Here is an 18618-nt window from a genome sequence, read left to right as displayed (position 1 = left end):
AATGGCAGTCCTCGCCTTGACTGCCTCAGGTATTGTTGCGGCTTCGGCGTGGAAGCCTGCCTTGGTGCAAGGTCCGGCCGAAGACAGGACTCTCGCAGTTTTGAAGGACCAGTTGTCTGAAGTCGATCGGGATGCTGAACGCGGCCTGCTTTCTGTCGCAGAGGCGCATGCGGCGCGACAGGAAATCAAGCGGCGGGTTCTCTCCGTGGGGAGAGTAAAAAACACCGGGGAATCCAACGGCGGCGGCAGGGTCATACTCATGGCTGCTGCGGTCTTTGTGCCGCTGTTCGCGGCGGGGTATTACAGTTTTGCTGGAGCGCCAAACCTATCCAGCATCGCTTTCGAGGATCGCCAGGCAGAGGTCGCGCAAAATCGTGAAATCGAAGCGTTGGCGCAGAAGCTATTGCAGCGGTTGCAGGCGGATTCAGAAGGCGGAGCCTTGGAGGGCTGGATGCTCCTTGGACAGACCTTCATGAAATTGGGCCGCGCTTCGGATGCCGCATCGGCCTACGAGCGTGCAACACAATCCATGAATGCCGATTCTGCTGTGTTTTCGATCTATGCGGAAGCTCTCATCGTTTCCGAACAGGGGATCGTGACACCCCAAGCGAAGCGGGCCATTGCAAGAGCACTTGAGCTCGATCCGACCAATCCTGCTGGAACTTTTTACGATGCTGTCGGGCTTGCGCAAGCGGGTGCGAATGAGCAGGCCTACAATCGTCTTCTCACGCGATTGGACGAAGTGGATGGGTTCGCACCCTGGATGGAAACATTTGTCGCGGAAGCAAACCGGATAGGTGCGGCACTGGGCCGAGCGCCTATCAGTTTGTCGGATTATGCTCCAGTAATGTCAGGCAATTCGCCCGGCCCCACTGCTGCAGATGTCGAAGCGGCCAGCCAGATGGATGATGTCGATCGAGATGCATTTATCCGATCCATGGTGGAACGTTTGGCAACACGCCTTGAGGCTGAACCAGACGATATCGATGGATGGATGCGTCTTGGCAGGGCCTACAGGGTGCTCGGCGAAACTGACCTCGCCTTGAACGCGTACAGTCGAGCCAAAGAGCTATTGGTGCCCGTTTCCTCCGAAGACCCGCGCCAAAGTGTCATTTTGCAGTCCTTGGAAGAACTCCAGTCGGGCCAATAGCCCGCGGAAGCTTCACTCGCGATGAACAAACCATGAGAGAGCACGAACGGCGTATGTGCACGATCCGACCTCACCCGAATGACTAGAAAGAATGTCCATGCCTTTGTCCGCACTTCCGTTCCCAAATATCGGGCCGGATATATTTTCGGTTGAGATCGGCACGTTTACGTTGACTCTCCGCTGGTATGCGTTGGCCTATATCATCGGCCTTCTCGTCGGCTGGAGAATTTGTGTTGCCACGGTCAAACGCGCCGCTCTGTGGCCTGCATCGGGCGCCCCGCTAACACCGCGCCAAATTGAGGATCTTTTGACCTGGATTATCATCGGGGTGATCGTTGGCGGGCGGTTAGGGTTCGTGATGTTCTATCAGCGCGGGTTCTATCTTGCCAATCCGTTAGAAATTCTGAAGGTCTGGCAAGGGGGAATGTCATTTCATGGTGGGTTTGCTGGCGTAACCATTGCCGCGCTTGTTTATGGCATCCGTCAGCGTATGCCGCTCCTGAGCATGGCTGACCTTCTCGCTCTGGCAACGCCTCCGGGCTTGTTCTTGGGCCGGATCGCAAATTTCATAAACAATGAACTATGGGGCCGCCCATCGGACATGCCCTGGGCCGTCATATTTCCCGGTGACGCAGCGCAATCATGCCCGGGAATAACCGACATTTGCGCACGGCATCCTTCGCAACTGTACGAAGCCCTTTTGGAAGGCCTGTTGCTTGGCTTCGCTCTCCTATTCCTTGCGTGGCGGCGCGGATGGCTTAGGACACCAGGGGCAATTTGCGGGCTCTTCCTGGCCGGATATGGTTTTGCGAGAAGTTTTGTAGAGTTGTTTCGCCAGCCCGACGCTCAATTCGCAGACGTGAACAATCCGATTGGGTATGTTGTGCAGTTTGGTGACTGGGGGCTTACGATGGGGCAATTCCTTTCCTTGCCGATGTTAGCCGCGGGATTTGGATTACTTTGGCTGGCGCAGAAGCGGTCCGCCATAGGATCGGCATCTTAGGGCGCAAATGAAACTTTCGACGCATTGCCTTATTCTACTGCGATATCCCCTGACGCTTCAGTCGTGATCCTCCTCACCCATTTGGTGCATCATTTCTTCAATCTTTTCGGGGATGTCGCCGGCAGAGAATGCCTTCTGTTCTTCGGAATCGTGAACGAACGCGATGATATCGGCAAGCTCCTGACCTGTGAATTCAATTTGCCCGCCGAGCTCATCCTCTTGGGCAGCGACCATCGCCGGCGCGCCGCGCCACATTCGGGCGGCAAATTCAAACGGGTTCATTGGCAGGTCCATATACGCTGCATCAAGGGCGGGGGCATCCTCGCCTCCGACCCCGTTGATAGAATGACAAACGACACAGCCTTTCGAGGCGAACAGCGCACGCCCCTTGGCTGCATCCATGTTTGGCAGGAACAGTCCGGAGCTCATCATCTGACTCATCGCCCCATTATCTGTCATATGCCCGCTGTCTTGGGCGCCGACTGGCAGCGCCCACACCACAGCAATGGCTAAGATCATCTGTCTGGAAATGTAGGTCATTTTGGTCTCCTTGGTTTGCAGGTGATTGTCTGAACGCTGTTGCCCCTTCTCCGGCGATGGATTGTACCCAATACTGTTTATTGAACGGTCTGATGGACCTCGCGATCGTTCTTGTTTCCCCTCAAATCTGCGCGCGCCGTAGCCGAAGGGAGTTTAGGACGACCGAGATTGAGGAAGCGCTCATGGCAAAGGCCGCAAACATCGGACTGATCAAGATCCCGAGGAATGGGAACAAGATCCCCGCAGCGACGGGCACGCCCGCAGTGTTGTAGATCAGAGCAAAGAACAGGTTCTGGCGTATGTTCCGCATGGTCGCGCGGGCGAGTTTGCGCGCACGCACGATACCGTCGAGGTTCCCTTTGACGAGCGTGAACCCTGCGCTCTCAATGGCCACATCGGCGCCGGTGCCCATGGCAATCCCGACATCGGCCTGAGCCAGGGCAGGTGCATCGTTGACACCGTCGCCGGCCATGGCAACCTTGTGCCCCTTGGCCTGAAGTTCCTTGATGATCTTCGCTTTGTCTTCCGGCATCACATCGGCGCGGATCTCGTCGATGCCTAGACTGGACGCGACGGCCCTAGCGGTACGCTCATTGTCTCCCGTCGCCATGATAATACGGAACCCAAGTGCGTGCAGTTCCTTCAGGGCGGCCGGTGTGGTCGCCTTTACCGGGTCTGCGACGCTGACAAGACCGGCAACGTCATTCTCGACGACGACAAACATAACCGTTTCGCCATTATCCCGACGGGCATCCGCCTTGTCCCGAAGCTCTGCTGCATCAAGTCCGAGGTCAGTCAGGAGTTTCACGTTGCCGAGCGCCACTACCCGCCCGTCCACCGTGCCTTTGACGCCCTTGCCGGTGACCGCCTCGAAGGCGTCGGCTTTTGCCAGGTCGACGCCACGCTCTTCAGCACCGCGTACGATGGCTTCCGCGAGAGGATGCTCGGAGCCGCGTTCCAGCGATGCGGCAAGCCGAAGCACTTCTACCTCATCGTGACCCGGTTCAGGGTAGACGCCGACAAGTTTCGGCTTGCCTTCCGTCAGCGTGCCGGTCTTGTCGACGATCAGGGTATCGACCTTCTCGAACCGTTCCAGTGCCTCTGCATTCCTGATCAGGACACCCGCCTGCGCGCCGCGCCCCGTCGCCGTCATGATAGACATCGGTGTCGCAAGGCCGAGGGCACAGGGACAAGCGATGATGAGAACGGCAACGGCCGCAATAAGAGCATAGGAAAGGGCCGGGACCGGGCCCCAAATGGCCCAGCCAATGAAGGCCAGCACGGCGATGCCAATAACTGCAGGCACGAAATATCCGGAGACCTTGTCGGCGTATTTCTGGATCGGCGCGCGAGACCGCTGCGCATTGGCCACCATCTCGACGATTTGGCTCAGCATCGTGTCGGCGCCGACGCGCGTCGCCTCCATGATCAGGCTGCCGGTTCCGTTGATCGTGGCACCCGTTACAGGGTCTCCTCCGACCTTTTCTACAGGTACCGGCTCGCCCGTGATCATGCTTTCGTCAACTGAGGACCTGCCTTCGACGACCATACCATCGACCGGCACCTTGTCACCGGGTCGCACACGTAGTCGGTCGCCGACCTGGACCTGTTCCAATGGAACCTCTTCCTCGCTTCCGTCGTCGCGGATAATACGTGCCGTCTTGGCGGCCATATCCAGAAGAGCACGGATCGCCTTGCCAGTGCCTTCGCGAGCGCGCAGCTCCATCACCTGTCCCACAAGGACCAGCGTGACGATCACAGCCGCCGCCTCGAAATAGACGCCGACATGCCCTTCGGCATCCCGGAACCCATCGGGGAATATGCCCGGTGCCAGGACGGCGATGATGCTGAACAGCCATGCGGCGCTTACACCCATGGCAATGAGACTGAACATATTGAGGTTCCTTGTCCGGAACGAGTTCCAGCCACGAACAAGGAAAGGCCAGCCGGACCAAAAGACAACGGGTGTCCCGAGCGCGAGTTCGACCCAGAGGGTGACGCGTTCTCCGAATATCTCGCGCACCCCGCTCAGGCCAAGATAGGGGCCCATGGTCAGCACAAGGAGCGGTACGGTCAAAATGGCCCCCACCCAGAAACGACGGCTGAAATCCACAAGCTCCGGGTTCGGGCCTTCCGCTTCCATGGCGGCCGATTCCAGTTCCAGCCCCATACCGCAGATCGGACAAGACCCGGGATGCGTCTGGCGCACCTGAGGGTGCATCGGACAGGTATAAACCGGGCCAGTGTAGTCGTTGGGAACCGAGTCCAAGTGGTTTGGCTCCACCGCGTCGCCCGTGTGCTGATGATGGGCGTGGTGTTGCGAGGGCTCGCCCTCCGGCACCAGATGCATCTGGCATTTCGGGCAATCTCCCGGTTCGGCGCGGCGTACCTCGGGGTGCATCGGGCAAGTGAAGACCGTGCCCGCGTAGCCAGAAGGAACTTGATCGTCAGATCCGTTGGCATGTTCGTGATGGTTGTTCATTCGGGGATCCTTTCCCGTATTTCTAGCTCATTGCCTCAAACCTAATTCTTCCAGTAACTGGAAGGTCAAGTGGCGCATTGAGCAACTTTCATTTCTGTCGCTAACAGCTCGCCGACGCAGACTGCGTTCGTTGAGTGTGGAATCGTATCGGTACTGACGATCCGCGCGGCACCGGCATGGCGGATTGCTTCCTCTGCGCCGTGTGCGAAAACCGCGTGGATAATTACGCAAGTCGCAGGTCGGGCACCGGCCTGCTCGAGTTGTTCGAGCGTTCGGATCAGCGTGTGTCCGGACGAGGCGATATCATCGAGGATCACGGGTGTCCCCTGTCGGAAAACGGCGCTGCCCGGCAGGCTGATCTCGACCTGCCGATCCCCGGAGCGATGTTTTGTCAGCACTTCGTAGGGGCGTCCGGCGAGCCTGGCGACTTCAGCCACCCATTGCTGGCTTTCGCTGTCAGGCCCAAGGAGCACGGCCTCTGGAACGTTCGCCGCAATCCAGTCGGCCAGCAGAGGGGCTGTGGCGACACGATATGCGGGAATGCGGAACAGCGCTGAAAGGCTCGGGTTGCGATGCAGATGGGGGTCAGCGGTCATCACCCAGTCGAAACATTCATCAAGAAATCCCGCGAAGATCGGGGCGCTCACAGCTTCGCGTGGATGAAACCGCTTGTCCTGGCGCATGTAGCCAAGATAGGGCGCGACCAGCCCCACACGCGCGGCCCCAAGTTCGCGCGCCGTCAGAGCTGCGAAACGCAGAGGCAACGCCAGCCGATCAGGATCGCGCAACGTGGCGAGGAAGGCGATTTCGCGTCCTGCAGGATCGCCGCCGAGCTTCACGAGGGTTTCACCATCGGGAAAATGGTGCAAGTCCACCGGCTGGATTTCGGCACCGGATGTCGCCGCCATTCTGCGCGCCAATGGCTCCATGCCGGGAAAGGGGGCGATAATGGTCATCAGTTTGCCTCCTCAATTGTGCAAAGTCCCAATTGCGCCTCGGCATAGGAGCGGGCGTATTCCAGTTCTCCCAGCGTTTCGGCGTGGATCTCGAACAGCGGCTTGCCAAATTCGATATGGTCACCGATCTGGACCAGAAGGCGCAGCCCTGCGAGCTGCTGCCGCGGTGCGCCGGCGAGTTTCGCTGTGCGCGCGATGCGACGATTGTCAATCGCAATGAGGCGCCCCGCCGTGCGGGAGGTGATCACCGCATGATAACGCGCCTCACCGGGCTCAGTGAAACCGCCTTGTGCATCGCAAATCGCCATGAACTTCGCCTCGGCAGCGCCGCTGTCGAGCAGCTGTGCGGCCACCTTTCGCCCTCCCGCGCTGCCCGTCTCGGGGACAAGGTCCAGCAGCGCTCCAGCGATGTCGAGTGCACGGTCGCGCAGGTCGACAGGGAAGTTCTCGTTGCGGCGTAGCACGGCAAGGACATCTTGGGCTTCAAGTGCGGGTCCAATTCCGCGGCCGACAGGTGCAGTCCCGTCGCTTTGATGGATCGAGAGCGTCAGGCCGATGGCCTTGCCAACGGCGCGGAGCCGCTCTGCCAGCGCAGCGGCGGTTTCCGCCGAGCGGACCTTGGCCGTTGGTCCGACGGGCACATCGATCAGCACGCGCTTCGCACCGACCGCAGCCTTCTTCGACAAGACGCTCGCCACCAGCTGTCCGTCGCTGTCGAAATCGAGTGGCCGTTCAATCCGGATCAGAACATCGTCCGCAGGGCTGAGAGCGAGGTTGCCCCCCCAAACGATGCACCCGCCCTCAGCCTCGACGACGCGTCTCAACGCGGGGATGTCGAGCGAGACGGGAGCCATGACCTCCATCGTGTCGGCCGTGCCTGCGGGGGAAGTGATCGCGCGAGAAGAGGTCTTGGGGATCATCAGCCCCGCCGCCGCGATGATCGAAACGATGATCGGCGTGGTGCGGTTTCCTGGAAGCCCCCCGACGCAATGCTTGTCGTAGATCTCGGCGCCGCCCCAATCCAGCGTTTCGCCCGCCGCCTGCATGGATCGGGTCAGTGCGATGGTTTCCGCAATCGAAAGCCGGTCGCCCGCGCAGGCGGTGATGAAGGCTGCCAGATCGAGATCGGAGAGACGATGATCGAGGACGTCACGAATGATTGCGTCGAACCTTTGCTGCTCAAGGGTTTCTCCATAGACCTTGGCGCGGATCGCTGAGACGGAGTCCGGTGGCTCCGGGTGCGTAAAACTTGCCCGGTCCCCCGGTTGGGGCTTCAGGGCGGCCCAGGCTTCTTCCGACAAGGCGGCAGTGTCGTCGGGCAGCCAGTCGCCATTGGTCAACACGTTCAGCGTGGCAATCACCGACCTGTCGCCGAGCGTGACCTCGATCCGGGTCAGGGCTGCGAAGCCTTCGGCGCGGCAGACGTGGCAGTCTTCGCGCATGAAGACAACGGGTTGCCGGTAAGTGTCGATCCCCGCGCGGGACAGGGCGAGCGTATTGTCGATTTCTGTCATTTTGGATTGTCCAGCCGGATCGTTTCGAGGTGTTCGGGGGCGCGGGCAGGCCAGCCGAGTTCATGTTCGATCCGCCAGCGCAGCCGGTCCGAGGCAGAAGGTTCGCCGTGAGTCACATAGGTCATGCGCGGCGCGCGATCCGACGCGCGCATCCAGGCCAGCAACTCTTCGGCATCGGCATGTCCGGAAAAGGCTTCGAGCTGGATCACCTCTGCCCTGATCGGGAAATCTCGACCGAACATGCGCAGACTGTCCGCGCCAGCGGCCAGTGCCGCCCCGCGGGTACCGCCAGCCTGAAAGCCCGACAGCAGGATTGCGTTGCGCGGGTCGCCGCCGAAGCTGGCGAGGTGATGCAGGATCCGCCCGCCGGTCAACATGCCGCTCGCCGAAATGATGATCATCGGGCCATGCTGCGTGTTCAGCTTCTTCGACTCCTCGACCGAAGTGACCCGCTTGGCGATCTGGAACATCGCAAGGCAATCCTCCCAGGCAACGTGATGTTCTTCGTGATGGCCGTGGTAGATTTCGGTCGCGTCGATCGCCATTGGCGAGTTGAGATAAACCGGCACATATGGGATCTCGCCGCGGTTTTGCAGGCGTGCAATGTGATACATAAGCCCCTGCGCGCGCCCAACCGCGAATGAGGGGATGAGAACCGTACCGCCCCGCCCGAAAACACGTTTCAGGATTGGCAGAAGCTCTTCCTCCGCGTCGATGGCTGCGTGATGGCGATTGCCATAGGTGGATTCACAAACCAACACGTCCGCACCTGAGAACGGTTGTGGTGGTCGCATCAGTGCGTCGTTCTGTCGGCCGAGGTCGCCACTGAAGTGGATTGTCCTTCCCGGCAGTCTGATACGGATCTGCGCCGCACCGAGCAAATGGCCCGCCGGGATGAACTCTGCGGATATTCCGTCACCAACATCGATTGTGCTGTTGAAGGGAACTCTGTGCAAATGCTCAAGCGCCGCCTGAGCATCTTTCAACGTGTAGAGCGGCTTGGGGTTCTTGTGCTTGGAGTATCGGTGCCTTTTGGCAAAACGTGCCTCCTCTTCCTGGATATGGCCGCTGTCCGGCAGGATCAGGCCGCAGAGTTCCTCCGTCGCTTCGGTACACATCACCTTCCCTCGATACCCGCCGCGGATCAGCGCAGGCAGATAGCCTGAGTGATCGAGATGCGCGTGCGTCAGAAGTACGGTGTCAATGGTGGAGGGGCGTACCGGAAACGCCTTGCGGTTGCGGTCCCGCAGCGATTTGAAGCCTTGAAACAAGCCACAATCAACTAGAATGCGGCGATCCCCGGTTTCAATCAGATAGCGCGATCCGGTTACTGTTCCGGCGGCTCCCAGAAAACGAAGTGTTGGGCGAGTGTCCTGTGCCATGATCCTGTGCCTTTCATTCCCATCGGCAGCCCTTCAGGGAAGCGCCACCATCTGATGTCCTTCTCCTTCGACAGAAACTGTTTCACGCGTTTGCAGTGAGCTGGTATCGATGAGCCAAACCACGGGCTCTGCACGGCTTGAGACATAAAGGATGTCGGAGCCTGGAATTACCGTCAGGTGGTAGGGTTCTGGTGCAAGCGTGGCTGTGCGCACTTCCCCGGTAGCGAGTGCAACTGAGGCGAGTTTGTCCTCTCCCCTACCCGCGACGAACAAAGTTGCCCCATCATTTGACAGCCCCAGTCCATGAATCTCGCCGCCAATTTCGAAGGTCCGCAGCTTTTCACCGGTACTCAAAGACAGTTCCAGAACCTGACCTGCGTCCGCGTCTGCCACAAAGAGTCGATCAGTTTCGGGCGAAACCGCCGTATGTTCCGGGGTGTCACCTGCAATGAAGTTGCGACGAACGATACCCCGCGACAGGTCTACTTCGCTGATCGTTCCGTTACCGGTGTTGGAGACGTAGACGAGATTGGGATCAGTTCCGAACGCTGCATAGTTCGGCATCGATCCAGTCGGGACAAATGCCGTCATGCCGAAAGTCGCCAGGTCAATCACCGATATTCCGTCACCTGCCGGATGGGTCGCAACGGCAAAGCGTCCATCAGGGGAAACTGCCGTATGATGTACGGCACCCGGCACCTCTATCCGACGCAGGATATCGCCACTTTTTGCGTCCAGAATCGAGAGAAGACTGATCCCGGCATCGGGTGGCCCCATTGGCGCGGCCTTTGGTGCGTGGTGCGCGGCGTGATCGTCTGCAGACACGGTGGAGGGCTTTTCTAGCGCCGCGACATCCTCGCGCGGGATCTCCGAATAGCTGCCGGCGACCAGATACGGCACGCCGGGTGCGCCTGCGAGACCGTGGACCGCCTCGACATCATTGATCCGACGCAGGACTTTTCCAGTCTCCGCCTGAACCATCAGGACTGAATTGGCGCTGCCCTCTGGAATGAAGACCGTAGGCGGAGCGGCCAAAGCTGGTGCTGACACGAACAAAGTGGCGAGCGTATAGGCGATGCGGGGCGACATGTTCATTTTTGGAACCTTTATCTGGTCGAGATCATGCGGTGGCCGTGGCGAGGGCAGAAAACCGGCGGATCCACGGTTAATAGGAGCGAATGAAGTGAGGAGCGCGGTCAGGCAGAATCCGGACATCCAGACTACGAGCCTGTCGAAAAACCTAAGCGTCACGATTGGCGTAAAAGCCGAAAGGGAGGCGCTTCGCTACCTCGCTGACTGGAATGCTCAGAAGAGAATGGGGACGTGTATGAATTCGTCATCGGCGAAAGACGCCGATTGCCGCCACGACATTACCATTCGCGTGCTACGGTTCGAAACTACTGCGCTGACAAGCCCGTTAGGGATCAGAGCAGCGGCGCAACCGGGATGAATTCCGCAATCCGCGTCCAGAATAACGTGGACGGAGGAATTTGCGTCGGTGACCTGAACAATCTGCGTCTCTAACCCGGCAGGCTCGCCCTCATGCGCATGCAAACCATCGGCAATGAGACCGAAAAACAAGGCTCCGATCAATATCAGGACGAAGCTGACGCGAATACGCGACACTCTTCTGACATCGATATGTGGCCTTGATCGCATGATTTGAGTCCTTCCTAGGTGATTATAACACGCTATCCAGATGGTGTGGTTGATCTAAATCAGGGCGTTAAATGCTGCCTGACTCGGCGTCCTTGATGCGCAGCTTAGGCGAAATTACTCAGTCGGCACTTTGCTCCAAAGTGTTTCCAAATCTGGAAACCTTCACATCGTCCTCGATGAGCGTTGCTTGAGCGGCCCCCGGACGCGCCGCGTGCAGAGCAGCAAGAACATCCTGAGTCGACAATATTTCAGACAGGATAATTCCTTCGGGAGCAGACGGCCCATAAACCGCGTTGAATGGAATGCCGTAACGGTTGTTGGTCTCCAAAAAACGGGTGATCGCGTCATCTGGGCGGGTCCAGTCGGCCAGCATCGGCGTGACACCAGAGCTGTTCAATGCCGAAAGAACCGGGTCGCGTTCAAGAACGAGCGCCTTGTTGGCTTTGCAGGTCAAACACCAATCGGCGGTTACATCGACAAAAACGACCTCTCCGCGTGAAACCCGACGGGCAATATCGCCGCGGTCAAATGTGACCCAGGCAATTTTTCCTGCTTGGGCATCGGGTGCGGCGGGTGTTGCCAAGAATGGCGCGGCCGCGACCGCGAGTGCCGCCAGCGCCAGCCCAAAGGGCCAGCGAAGAGATCTTGGCACCCAGGGCGATGCCGCTATGAAGAGCATAACCGCACCGAGAGATGCAACTGTTAGGGCCGCGCGCGATCCAGCAACGCCGAGCAGGACATAGAACAGCCATGCCGCGGTACCCATCAGGAGGATGCCAAGGCCGGCTTTCAAGGCGATCATCCAGCGGCCGGGCTTGGGCACGAACCGAACAACGTTCGGCACGATGGCCACCAACAGATATGGGCTGGCCAGACCTAACCCGAGAAAGGTGAAAACGACAGCGATGTCTATCACCCGCCCCGCAAGTGCGAATGCGATAGCTGTTCCAAGAAACGGCGCGGAGCAGGGAGTAGCCATGACCGCCCCGAAAAATCCGGTGGCAAAATCCGCTCCATAACCGGCCGTACCTCCTGCTTTCATCAACCGCGTTGTCAGGGCGGCTGGCAAAGAGAATTCGAACAGTCCAAACAGGTTTGCGGTGAACAGACCAAGGATCAGGAGCATCAGAACCAGGAACGTTGGGCTCTGGAACTGGAGCCCCCAACCGACGGCAACGCCAATCTTTTGCAATGCGAAGAGAACAGCCGCGAGTGCCCACATAAAGACCATGACTCCGGCGGCGGCGGCCAAGAAGCCTGCCCTGACTTGGGCATTGCCGCGTCCTTCGGATTTCAGGGCAGAAGATAACTTGATCGACAGAACAGGAAGCACGCAAGGCATGGCGTTCAGGATCAAGCCCCCAAGAAAAGCGATGATGGCGATCCAGATCACTTGATCAATGCCGGGGACCACCCGATCAATACTGAAAGGGGGAGTTGGGGCGGTTGTTGCCCGATCTGGCGTGACGGTGAGGGCGTGATCCGGCCCGTCCGTCACGGTTACCCGTGGCGGCGCGTCTGTATCTGCCATGTAGGCAAGAATTGGGAATTCAGCCCAAAGCGTTCGCCCGCTTGCCCCAAGGCGAATGTCGGGCTTCCCCAACGTGTTGCCATCACCAATTTCAGGAAAGACGTCCGGGGTTTTGAAGGCAGTCGTGGCAGCTATTTCTATCGTTAGGCGGGTGAAATCATCGTTTATATGGGATGTGGCGGCGGTCACGCCTGCCGCTCCTCCTTCCGCCGGAACGCGTGCGAGAAATGCCCCGATACGATTAGCCGAGACTTGATCGATTGAGTTCCCCTGAGGCAACGAAAGTGCCAAGTCAAAATCCTGGGGGACACAAACTGCTGAGCAGGTCAAGAGCTTGACGTTTGCTCTGAGTTCGACAGGTTCCCCAGGATCCTTCAGGGTGATCTGAAGTGGAAAGACAACCTCATCATGATAGCCGAAGTTTTCGATGCCAAAGGCAGTGAACCGCTCGGGCGCAGGCCATAGGAAATCAACGCCCGCGACATTCGTCGACCCGCTCCAGTCGATCTGTGGCGGAATGCCAACCTCGCCAGGCGAACGCCAATAGGTTTTCCATCCGTCAGCAAGGTTCAGATCCAGACCGGCGGAGAGCGTTTGAGCTTCGGCGGAAACGGCATCCTCGGCGGAGATCAGCCGCGCTTCCACCGCAGTGACCTTGTGGGCGACTGATACCTCGGCCGTTGCAGCAAAGGGGATCAAGAGCCAGAACATTGCGGCAGCGAGGGTACCGCAGAAAGCAAGACGGATTGGCGAGCGCCAGATGGTCATCGCACTATCTCCAGGCTTTGAACTTGAGTGGCAACAAAGCCTGATCGGCCGTTTACACAATCCAACTGGCCCACACCGTTGGAGATAGGCCCTGCCAGACGACATCCATTGGGCAGCTCCAGCTCTGGTGACTTTGTCGACAAAGTTGGCGGCGGGTTTGTCGGGCACAGGACTGGTCCGCCGGAACAAGCGCTCACGAAAATCGCTCCCAAGAAGACAGTCGCCAGCCGCGCTCTTGTTCTCATTTCGACTTACCGCCGGACGGCGCTGTCGGTCATATCTTCAATCGGCACTGGCTGGGGGGCGGTCTGCTTGTGCTCTTTGCTTCCATGGCATGAACGCCCCATCATCTTGTGCATCACAAAATGGGCGCCAACGCAGAGCACCAGAGGCGCAAAGACGGTAGCGTTTGCCCAAAGGCCTGCGACGGTGCCTCCGCCAATCAGGAAAGCTGCGATGGGTAGAAGCATGACAGCACAGCAAGCCATCATGCCCCAGTGCATCAACTTTCCGTGGCGATTGCCACCTGACTCGCTATCCTCTTGCATGGAATCCACCTCTGATTTTGGTCAACGCATCCTGTTTAGCTTGATCTCCCGCTGGAAGGTCAAGGATACACTTCGATACAAATCTTGCGGCCTGTTGCGGTTGAGATTCAGCCCCATCTGAGCAATGCCTGTCTCGTCCAATTGAGTAACCAAGGACGAACAAATGGCAGAGAGACCGAGTTTGAACAGGCGGAGCCTGATTGCAATTTCAGGCGCATTCTTGATGACCCCCCACACTCTTCGGGCGGAAGAGGCTGGTGTGGTAAGACGCAATATCTCGTCGTTCGTTCTCCACAATTGGCGTGATCACTTTGACCGTCTCGGGAAGGGCATCATCATTTCGGATACTGTCACAAAGGTGCTCCAACACTGGACAGAGGATGAAGAGATGCGGATTTACCCGACCTCTGTTCCCTTGACTGATGAATTGACGAAGCGCGGGTATACAGAAGTTGTCGAGAAACGGGAAAATCCAAGTTGGGCGCCGACCCCTTCAATGCGGGAACGCAATCCGGAATGGCCAGCCTATGTGCCTGGAGGAGATCCCTCCAATCCTCTGGGAACGCGTGCGCTCTATCTGTCGTGGCAATACTACCGGATCCACGGAACCCAAGACACGCGGAAAATCGGGCGTCGATCATCAAACGGCTGCATCGGCCTTTACAACGAACATATAGAAGAGGTCTTCGATCGCACGCCGGTCGGGACGCAGGTTAAGTTGATCTGAACGGATCACATGCAGGAGAGTAAAACACTATGAATTTCTGGGGATGGTTCGTTAGCGGGTTCTTCGTGCTCGGCCTTGGAGCGGTCGGTTGGCAAGCGTTGCAGCCGGCCCCGGCGCAGACCGCTCAAGGACACTCAATGGTTCCGCCGGACACGAGCGGCATTCCTCAGGGCGCGCCCATTGCCAATGTAATAATTCCCGCTGAGTTTTCGCCGCAAGCCCAAATGGGGCAACGCGCGTTCGAGGCAAAATGCGCCAGCTGTCATGGTGAAAATGCCGCAGGCCAGAATGGGGTCGCTCCTCCGCTTGTTCACAAAATCTACGAGCCGAACCACCATTCCGATGCCGCGTTCCTGAATGCGGCGCAAAACGGCGTCCAATCTCATCATTGGAATTTTGGCAATATGCCTCCCGTTGAAGGCCTCACCCAAGGTGATGTGAAGATGATTGCTGGATACGTGCGCGAACTGCAGCGCGCGAACGGGATCAACTGACTTTGGTCGTCAGGCTGAACATCTTCCGTAGCGCGATCCAGATTCTCCTGCTGGTCTCGATTGCGTTATTTGTCGTTCTCCCGGCGGGATCTCTCGATGCAATTGGCCATGAAACGGTCGCTGCCAAAGTTTCCGAACGAAGTGCGCAAAAACATCAGACCTCTCATGAGGAAGATGCAGATAATCTTCTCCCCGGGCATTGCGATCCGGGGCCGGACTGCTCGAAAAATATGGTAATTGTCATTTTATCAGCTCCGAGAGCTTCGACCAACTTGTCGCAATTGCCTCGCGAACATCCAGATCAGAGCTTTTCTAACCGGAATGTCCTAAGGGACACCCCGCCTCCCAAACACCTATCCTGACCTAGGGGCAACCACGCCTCATCAAATTAAATCTATCAAGCATGGAAATACAGGATACGGAACGATGAAAAGCAAACTGATGATCGGCCTCTTGGCAGGAACGACAATGGCCGCAGCTGCATTTGCACATGGTGGCGCGGAAGGCGTCGTCAAGGAACGCATGGACGGCATGATGGCCATGGGGCAATCGGTCAAAGAACTGGCTCCGATGATGCGTGGTGAAATCACCTATGATGCTGAAGCTGTTCGTGCGGGAGCACGCGTCTTTGTCGAACATAGCGAAGGCATGACCGAATTGTTTCCCGAAGGGTCTGCTGGGAAACCGTCGGAAGCAAAGCCCGAGATCTGGTCGGATTGGGAAGAATTCAGTGCGCTCGCAGAGCAGCTCAAGGTGGTTAGCGAAGGTCTTGCCAAAGCCGCCGACAACGGGCTTATGGCGTCAGCGGCGGGAATGGATGCAGGCTCTATGATGGGCACGCAATCCCCCGGTGGCATGATGGGAGCTTCGTCCATGATGGGAACTTCGTCAGGAAGCCCGATGATGGACTATGCCTCGATGCCCGCAGATGGGGCATTCAACATGGTGACCCAGACATGTTCGGCATGTCACGCGAAATTCCGCTACGAGGCGAAGTAAAGATGGGCCGGATGAAAAAACTGGTCTTTGCTGCAGGGGCGCTTGGCGCCCTTGTGGTCGGCGGCCTTGTGATCTGGCCGATTGGCAAGGTGCCCGCGTCGATCACGCAAACGGGTGATGTCCAGCGCGGCGCCTATTTGGCTCGCGTATCCGGGTGCATTTCATGCCACACCAATTCAGAGGCTGGCGGCGCCGCACTCGCAGGCGGCGCGGGGCTGGCGACAGATTTTGGCACGTTTTTTCCGCCCAATCTGACGACAGACAAAGAGAGCGGCATCGGGGGGTGGACGGTTGAGCAGTTCGCCAAGGCGGTTCGCCAGGGCATTAGTCCTAGCGGAGAGCCGTATTATCCCGCTTTTTCCTATCCGTTCTATGCGGATTTCACGGATCAGGACATTGCCGACCTTTGGGCAGCTTTCCAGACCGTGCCACCGGTCGCCGAGGCAGCGCTTGAGCATGATGTCAAGTTTCCTTTCGATCAGAGATGGGGCCTGAAGCTATGGCGGGCGGCCTATCTCTACGATCCACCCACGGAACCCATTGACGAGAAAAACGCACAATGGAACCGCGGTCGCGAGCTGGTTCGAGGTGCAGCACATTGCGGTGCTTGCCACACGCCACGCAATATCGGAGGCGGGCGCCTGCTTGACGCGGTTTTTGCTGGAAATGAGGCATTGCCAGGGGGGAGCAAGGCGCCTTCGATCACGCCGAACTCACTGGCGGAACGCGGCTGGACCGTTTCCAACCTCGCCTATGCGTTGCGTACTGGCGTGACGCCGTCAGGCGACGCTTTCGGCGGCAGCATGGTGGAGGTCGTGCAGGGCAATACGCGCTTTTTGTCCCCCGATGATCTGGAAGCGATGGCCGTGTACTTGCTTGATGGTGACGAACCTCGAGCCGACCGGGTCGCTCAGGGCGAGGGCGCCGCTGCTAATAAAGACATGTGACTGCAATAGAGACAATGTGTGAGCCAAAACTGGCTCGCACAACAAACGAGAACGAAATGACACACACCAGAAGAGCATTCATTCAATCGGGGTTGGCAATGAGTGCGTTGAGCGTCTTCCCTAAGGCTGGATCAGCAGCCACCCCTGAATTTCAGGTGATGACAGCGCAAAGTGGCGCCGTACAACTCGCCCCTCCGGACTACCCCAAGACGGAGATTTGGGGCTATGACGGAAAGTTTCCTGGCCCCGTGATCCGTGTTCGGCAGGGCGCGCGTCTTCAACGTCGGCTCGTCAACAAGTTGCCGCAGGCGACGTCCCTGCACTGGCATGGCGTGCGGATATCAAATGCGATGGACGGCGTGGCCGGGCTCACCCAAGATGCCATCCCCACAGGCGAAACCTTCGACTACGATTTTGCCGTTCCAGATGCAGGAACTTTTTGGTTTCACGCGCATAATCGCTCCGTCGAACAGGTCGCTCGTGGGCTCTACGGAGCGTTGATCGTCGAAGAACCGATAGCCCCGGATGTTGATCGCGATGAAGTCCTTATTCTTGACGATTGGCTCCTCAACCCGGAGACCGCACAACTCGACCCAGATTTTGAAGCCGTTCATGATCGTAGCCATGCAGGCCGACGTGGCAACTTTGTCGCCACCAACGGAAGCTTCAATTCTACGCTCAACGTGAGCCAGGGTGAGCGGATGCGGCTTCGGTTGATCAACGCGGCAAATGCCAGGATCTTTGTTTTGGGCCTGTCAGGTCTAAAGGGGTGGGTGATGGCGTTCGACGGAATGCCACTGGTGACGCCGAGTGAGATCAGCGAACCGATCATCCTTGGGCCGGGCCAACGAGCGGATTTGTTTGTCGACGTCATTGCGGATGAAGGGGAAAGTGCTCATCTGGTGCGGCTTGAAGACGGCCAGGGATTTGCCCAAACCGAGTTTCGCGTGACCGGCACTTTGGCCTCCGCTGTGCGGGATGTCCCCCAAGTTCTGCCACCGAACCCTAATATGGATGTGCCGGGACTGGAGCAGGCGAGACGCATCAGGCTCAACATGGAAGGCGGGGCAATGGGCAACCTTGACGCAGCCATACTTGAGGGTGAGCGAAAAACGTTCCGCCAACTGGTCGACGCGAACCAGTTCTGGGCTTTCAATGGTACCGTGGGCATGACCGAGAAGCCACTGGCTAGCCTGTCACGCGGTGAAACAGCGCGAGTGGAGATCTACAACGATACATCCTTCCCCCACGCCATGCATTTGCACGGGATGCATTTCCGGGAGGTGCTGGAGGGCGGTGAAGTTGGTCCCCTGCGGGATACCTTGCTGATGTTCGGTGGCGAGACTCGCGAGATCGCCTTCGTTGCCGACAATCCGGGAAAGTGGCTGTTTCACTGTCACATGCTCTCGCACGCGGCATCCGGCATGATGACGTGGCTGGAGGTCGCATGAGATCAGCTTACCTGGCGGTAATTTCATCCATTGGCCTGATTGGGCTAGGTGCAACCTGGTGGTTCAGCGGCAATGCCTCCCAGGGTTCTTCCCCGTTTGACGACGTCAATATCGAACTGGGGCAAGCTCTCTATTCTGAAAACTGTGCGTCCTGCCATGGCGCCAATCTCGAAGGGCAACCAGACTGGCGAAGCCCTGGTTCAGATGGCCGCCTGCCCGCGCCGCCGCATGATCGCAACGGTCATACCTGGCACCATAGTGACCAGATTTTGTTCTCCTACACCAAGCTCGGGGGGGCGGAACTGATGCGACAACAGGGCTCAGATTTCGATAGTGGCATGCCGGGCTTCGCCGGCAAACTCACAGATCAGGAAATTTGGAACATTCTCGGCTTCATTAAGTCGACCTGGCCAGAGCGAGAGCGCAATGCTCAGGCCGCACGCACAGCAGCAGAACAAGAGGGATAA

Annotated in this window: 17 protein-coding genes; 8 read left to right on the top strand and 9 right to left on the bottom strand. The window is 58.3% G+C overall.

The window, feature by feature from the left end; all coding sequences use genetic code 11:
• Position 1 precedes the first annotated feature (1 nt).
• Entirely contained in the window at positions 2–1150 is a 1149-nt protein-coding gene (gene ccmI, locus AC07ED_RS04015; protein WP_478241850.1) for a c-type cytochrome biogenesis protein CcmI, read from the top strand.
• A gap of 97 nt (positions 1151–1247) precedes the next feature.
• Positions 1248–2153 (top strand): prolipoprotein diacylglyceryl transferase, encoded by a 906-nt coding sequence (gene lgt / locus AC07ED_RS04010; RefSeq protein ID WP_009573622.1) that lies wholly within the window; start codon positions 1248–1250, stop codon positions 2151–2153.
• 57 nt (positions 2154–2210) lie between these two features.
• On the opposite strand, the gene AC07ED_RS04005 is transcribed toward lgt, so the two are convergent.
• From AC07ED_RS04005 to AC07ED_RS03965, 9 genes are all read right to left on the bottom strand, one after another.
• The gene (locus AC07ED_RS04005; protein ID WP_009573623.1) at positions 2211–2693 is read right to left on the bottom strand and encodes a c-type cytochrome; all 483 of its coding nucleotides are present in this window, start codon (positions 2691–2693) and stop codon (positions 2211–2213) included.
• Positions 2694–2814: 121 nt separating this feature from the next.
• Complete coding sequence (locus AC07ED_RS04000; protein WP_009573624.1) at positions 2815–5175, bottom strand: copper-transporting P-type ATPase; 2361 nt, start codon at positions 5173–5175, stop codon at positions 2815–2817.
• 65 nt (positions 5176–5240) lie between these two features.
• Entirely contained in the window at positions 5241–6131 is an 891-nt protein-coding gene (locus AC07ED_RS03995) for a ribose-phosphate diphosphokinase (protein WP_009573625.1), read from the bottom strand.
• On the bottom strand, positions 6131–7645 hold the full coding sequence (locus AC07ED_RS03990) for a thymidine phosphorylase family protein (protein ID WP_066707498.1): 1515 nt from the start codon (positions 7643–7645) through the stop codon (positions 6131–6133). Before AC07ED_RS03990 ends, AC07ED_RS03995 begins: the two co-directional genes overlap by 1 nt.
• Entirely contained in the window at positions 7642–9027 is a 1386-nt protein-coding gene (locus tag AC07ED_RS03985; protein ID WP_066707496.1) for an MBL fold metallo-hydrolase RNA specificity domain-containing protein, read from the bottom strand. Before AC07ED_RS03985 ends, AC07ED_RS03990 begins: the two co-directional genes overlap by 4 nt.
• Positions 9028–9060: 33 nt before the next feature.
• Entirely contained in the window at positions 9061–10242 is a 1182-nt protein-coding gene (locus AC07ED_RS03980) for a YncE family protein (RefSeq protein WP_465234111.1), read from the bottom strand.
• Between the two features lie 90 nt (positions 10243–10332).
• Positions 10333–10653 carry a hypothetical protein gene (locus tag AC07ED_RS03975; RefSeq protein ID WP_143093135.1) on the bottom strand — a complete coding sequence of 107 codons (321 nt, stop codon included), beginning with the start codon at positions 10651–10653 and terminating at the stop codon, positions 10333–10335.
• A gap of 151 nt (positions 10654–10804) precedes the next feature.
• Positions 10805–12928, bottom strand: coding sequence for a protein-disulfide reductase DsbD family protein (locus AC07ED_RS03970; RefSeq protein ID WP_051130660.1), 2124 nt, complete (start codon positions 12926–12928; stop codon positions 10805–10807).
• A gap of 308 nt (positions 12929–13236) precedes the next feature.
• Positions 13237–13533, bottom strand: coding sequence for a DUF2933 domain-containing protein (locus AC07ED_RS03965; RefSeq protein ID WP_066707491.1), 297 nt, complete (start codon positions 13531–13533; stop codon positions 13237–13239).
• Positions 13534–13756: 223 nt separating this feature from the next.
• Between AC07ED_RS03965 and AC07ED_RS03960 the strand changes: the two genes are divergently transcribed.
• The 6 genes from AC07ED_RS03960 (at position 13757) to AC07ED_RS03935 (ending at position 18618) form a co-directional block, all read left to right on the top strand.
• Positions 13757–14260 carry a L,D-transpeptidase gene (locus AC07ED_RS03960; protein WP_245918255.1) on the top strand — a complete coding sequence of 168 codons (504 nt, stop codon included), beginning with the start codon at positions 13757–13759 and terminating at the stop codon, positions 14258–14260.
• 29 nt (positions 14261–14289) lie between these two features.
• Entirely contained in the window at positions 14290–14754 is a 465-nt protein-coding gene (locus AC07ED_RS03955) for a c-type cytochrome (protein WP_066707486.1), read from the top strand.
• A gap of 426 nt (positions 14755–15180) precedes the next feature.
• Positions 15181–15753: a c-type cytochrome gene (locus tag AC07ED_RS03950; RefSeq protein ID WP_066707483.1), complete on the top strand. Its 573-nt coding sequence runs from the start codon at positions 15181–15183 to the stop codon at positions 15751–15753.
• 11 nt (positions 15754–15764) lie between these two features.
• Positions 15765–16700, top strand: a complete 936-nt coding sequence (locus AC07ED_RS03945) for a c-type cytochrome (protein ID WP_096807334.1) — start codon at positions 15765–15767, stop codon at positions 16698–16700.
• Positions 16701–16756: 56 nt separating this feature from the next.
• Positions 16757–18151, top strand: a complete 1395-nt coding sequence (locus AC07ED_RS03940; protein ID WP_009573640.1) for a multicopper oxidase family protein — start codon at positions 16757–16759, stop codon at positions 18149–18151.
• Positions 18148–18618, top strand: a complete 471-nt coding sequence (locus AC07ED_RS03935; protein WP_009573641.1) for a c-type cytochrome — start codon at positions 18148–18150, stop codon at positions 18616–18618. The genes AC07ED_RS03940 and AC07ED_RS03935 overlap by 4 nt, the downstream gene beginning before the upstream one ends.

Source organism: Aestuarium zhoushanense, from assembly GCF_056431045.1.
The sequence above is the reverse complement of the archived record's forward strand: the minus strand, read 5'-3'. Positions and strand labels throughout refer to the sequence as shown.

Excerpts from the sequence above, each read along its gene's own strand:
- ccmI (WP_478241850.1), top strand. The coding sequence starts at position 2 with ATGGCAGTCCTCGCCTTGACTGCCTCAGGTATTGTTGCGGCTTCGGCG.
- lgt (WP_009573622.1), top strand. The coding sequence starts at position 1,248 with ATGCCTTTGTCCGCACTTCCGTTCCCAAATATCGGGCCGGATATATTT.
- AC07ED_RS04005 (WP_009573623.1), bottom strand. The coding sequence starts at position 2,693 with ATGACCTACATTTCCAGACAGATGATCTTAGCCATTGCTGTGGTGTGG.
- AC07ED_RS04000 (WP_009573624.1), bottom strand. The coding sequence starts at position 5,175 with ATGAACAACCATCACGAACATGCCAACGGATCTGACGATCAAGTTCCT.
- AC07ED_RS03995 (WP_009573625.1), bottom strand. The coding sequence starts at position 6,131 with ATGACCATTATCGCCCCCTTTCCCGGCATGGAGCCATTGGCGCGCAGA.
- AC07ED_RS03990 (WP_066707498.1), bottom strand. The coding sequence starts at position 7,645 with ATGACAGAAATCGACAATACGCTCGCCCTGTCCCGCGCGGGGATCGAC.
- AC07ED_RS03985 (WP_066707496.1), bottom strand. The coding sequence starts at position 9,027 with ATGGCACAGGACACTCGCCCAACACTTCGTTTTCTGGGAGCCGCCGGA.
- AC07ED_RS03980 (WP_465234111.1), bottom strand. The coding sequence starts at position 10,242 with ATGTCCGGATTCTGCCTGACCGCGCTCCTCACTTCATTCGCTCCTATT.
- AC07ED_RS03970 (WP_051130660.1), bottom strand. The coding sequence starts at position 12,928 with ATGTTCTGGCTCTTGATCCCCTTTGCTGCAACGGCCGAGGTATCAGTC.
- AC07ED_RS03965 (WP_066707491.1), bottom strand. The coding sequence starts at position 13,533 with ATGCAAGAGGATAGCGAGTCAGGTGGCAATCGCCACGGAAAGTTGATG.
- AC07ED_RS03960 (WP_245918255.1), top strand. The coding sequence starts at position 13,757 with ATGACCCCCCACACTCTTCGGGCGGAAGAGGCTGGTGTGGTAAGACGC.
- AC07ED_RS03955 (WP_066707486.1), top strand. The coding sequence starts at position 14,290 with ATGAATTTCTGGGGATGGTTCGTTAGCGGGTTCTTCGTGCTCGGCCTT.
- AC07ED_RS03950 (WP_066707483.1), top strand. The coding sequence starts at position 15,181 with ATGAAAAGCAAACTGATGATCGGCCTCTTGGCAGGAACGACAATGGCC.
- AC07ED_RS03945 (WP_096807334.1), top strand. The coding sequence starts at position 15,765 with ATGAAAAAACTGGTCTTTGCTGCAGGGGCGCTTGGCGCCCTTGTGGTC.
- AC07ED_RS03940 (WP_009573640.1), top strand. The coding sequence starts at position 16,757 with ATGACACACACCAGAAGAGCATTCATTCAATCGGGGTTGGCAATGAGT.
- AC07ED_RS03935 (WP_009573641.1), top strand. The coding sequence starts at position 18,148 with ATGAGATCAGCTTACCTGGCGGTAATTTCATCCATTGGCCTGATTGGG.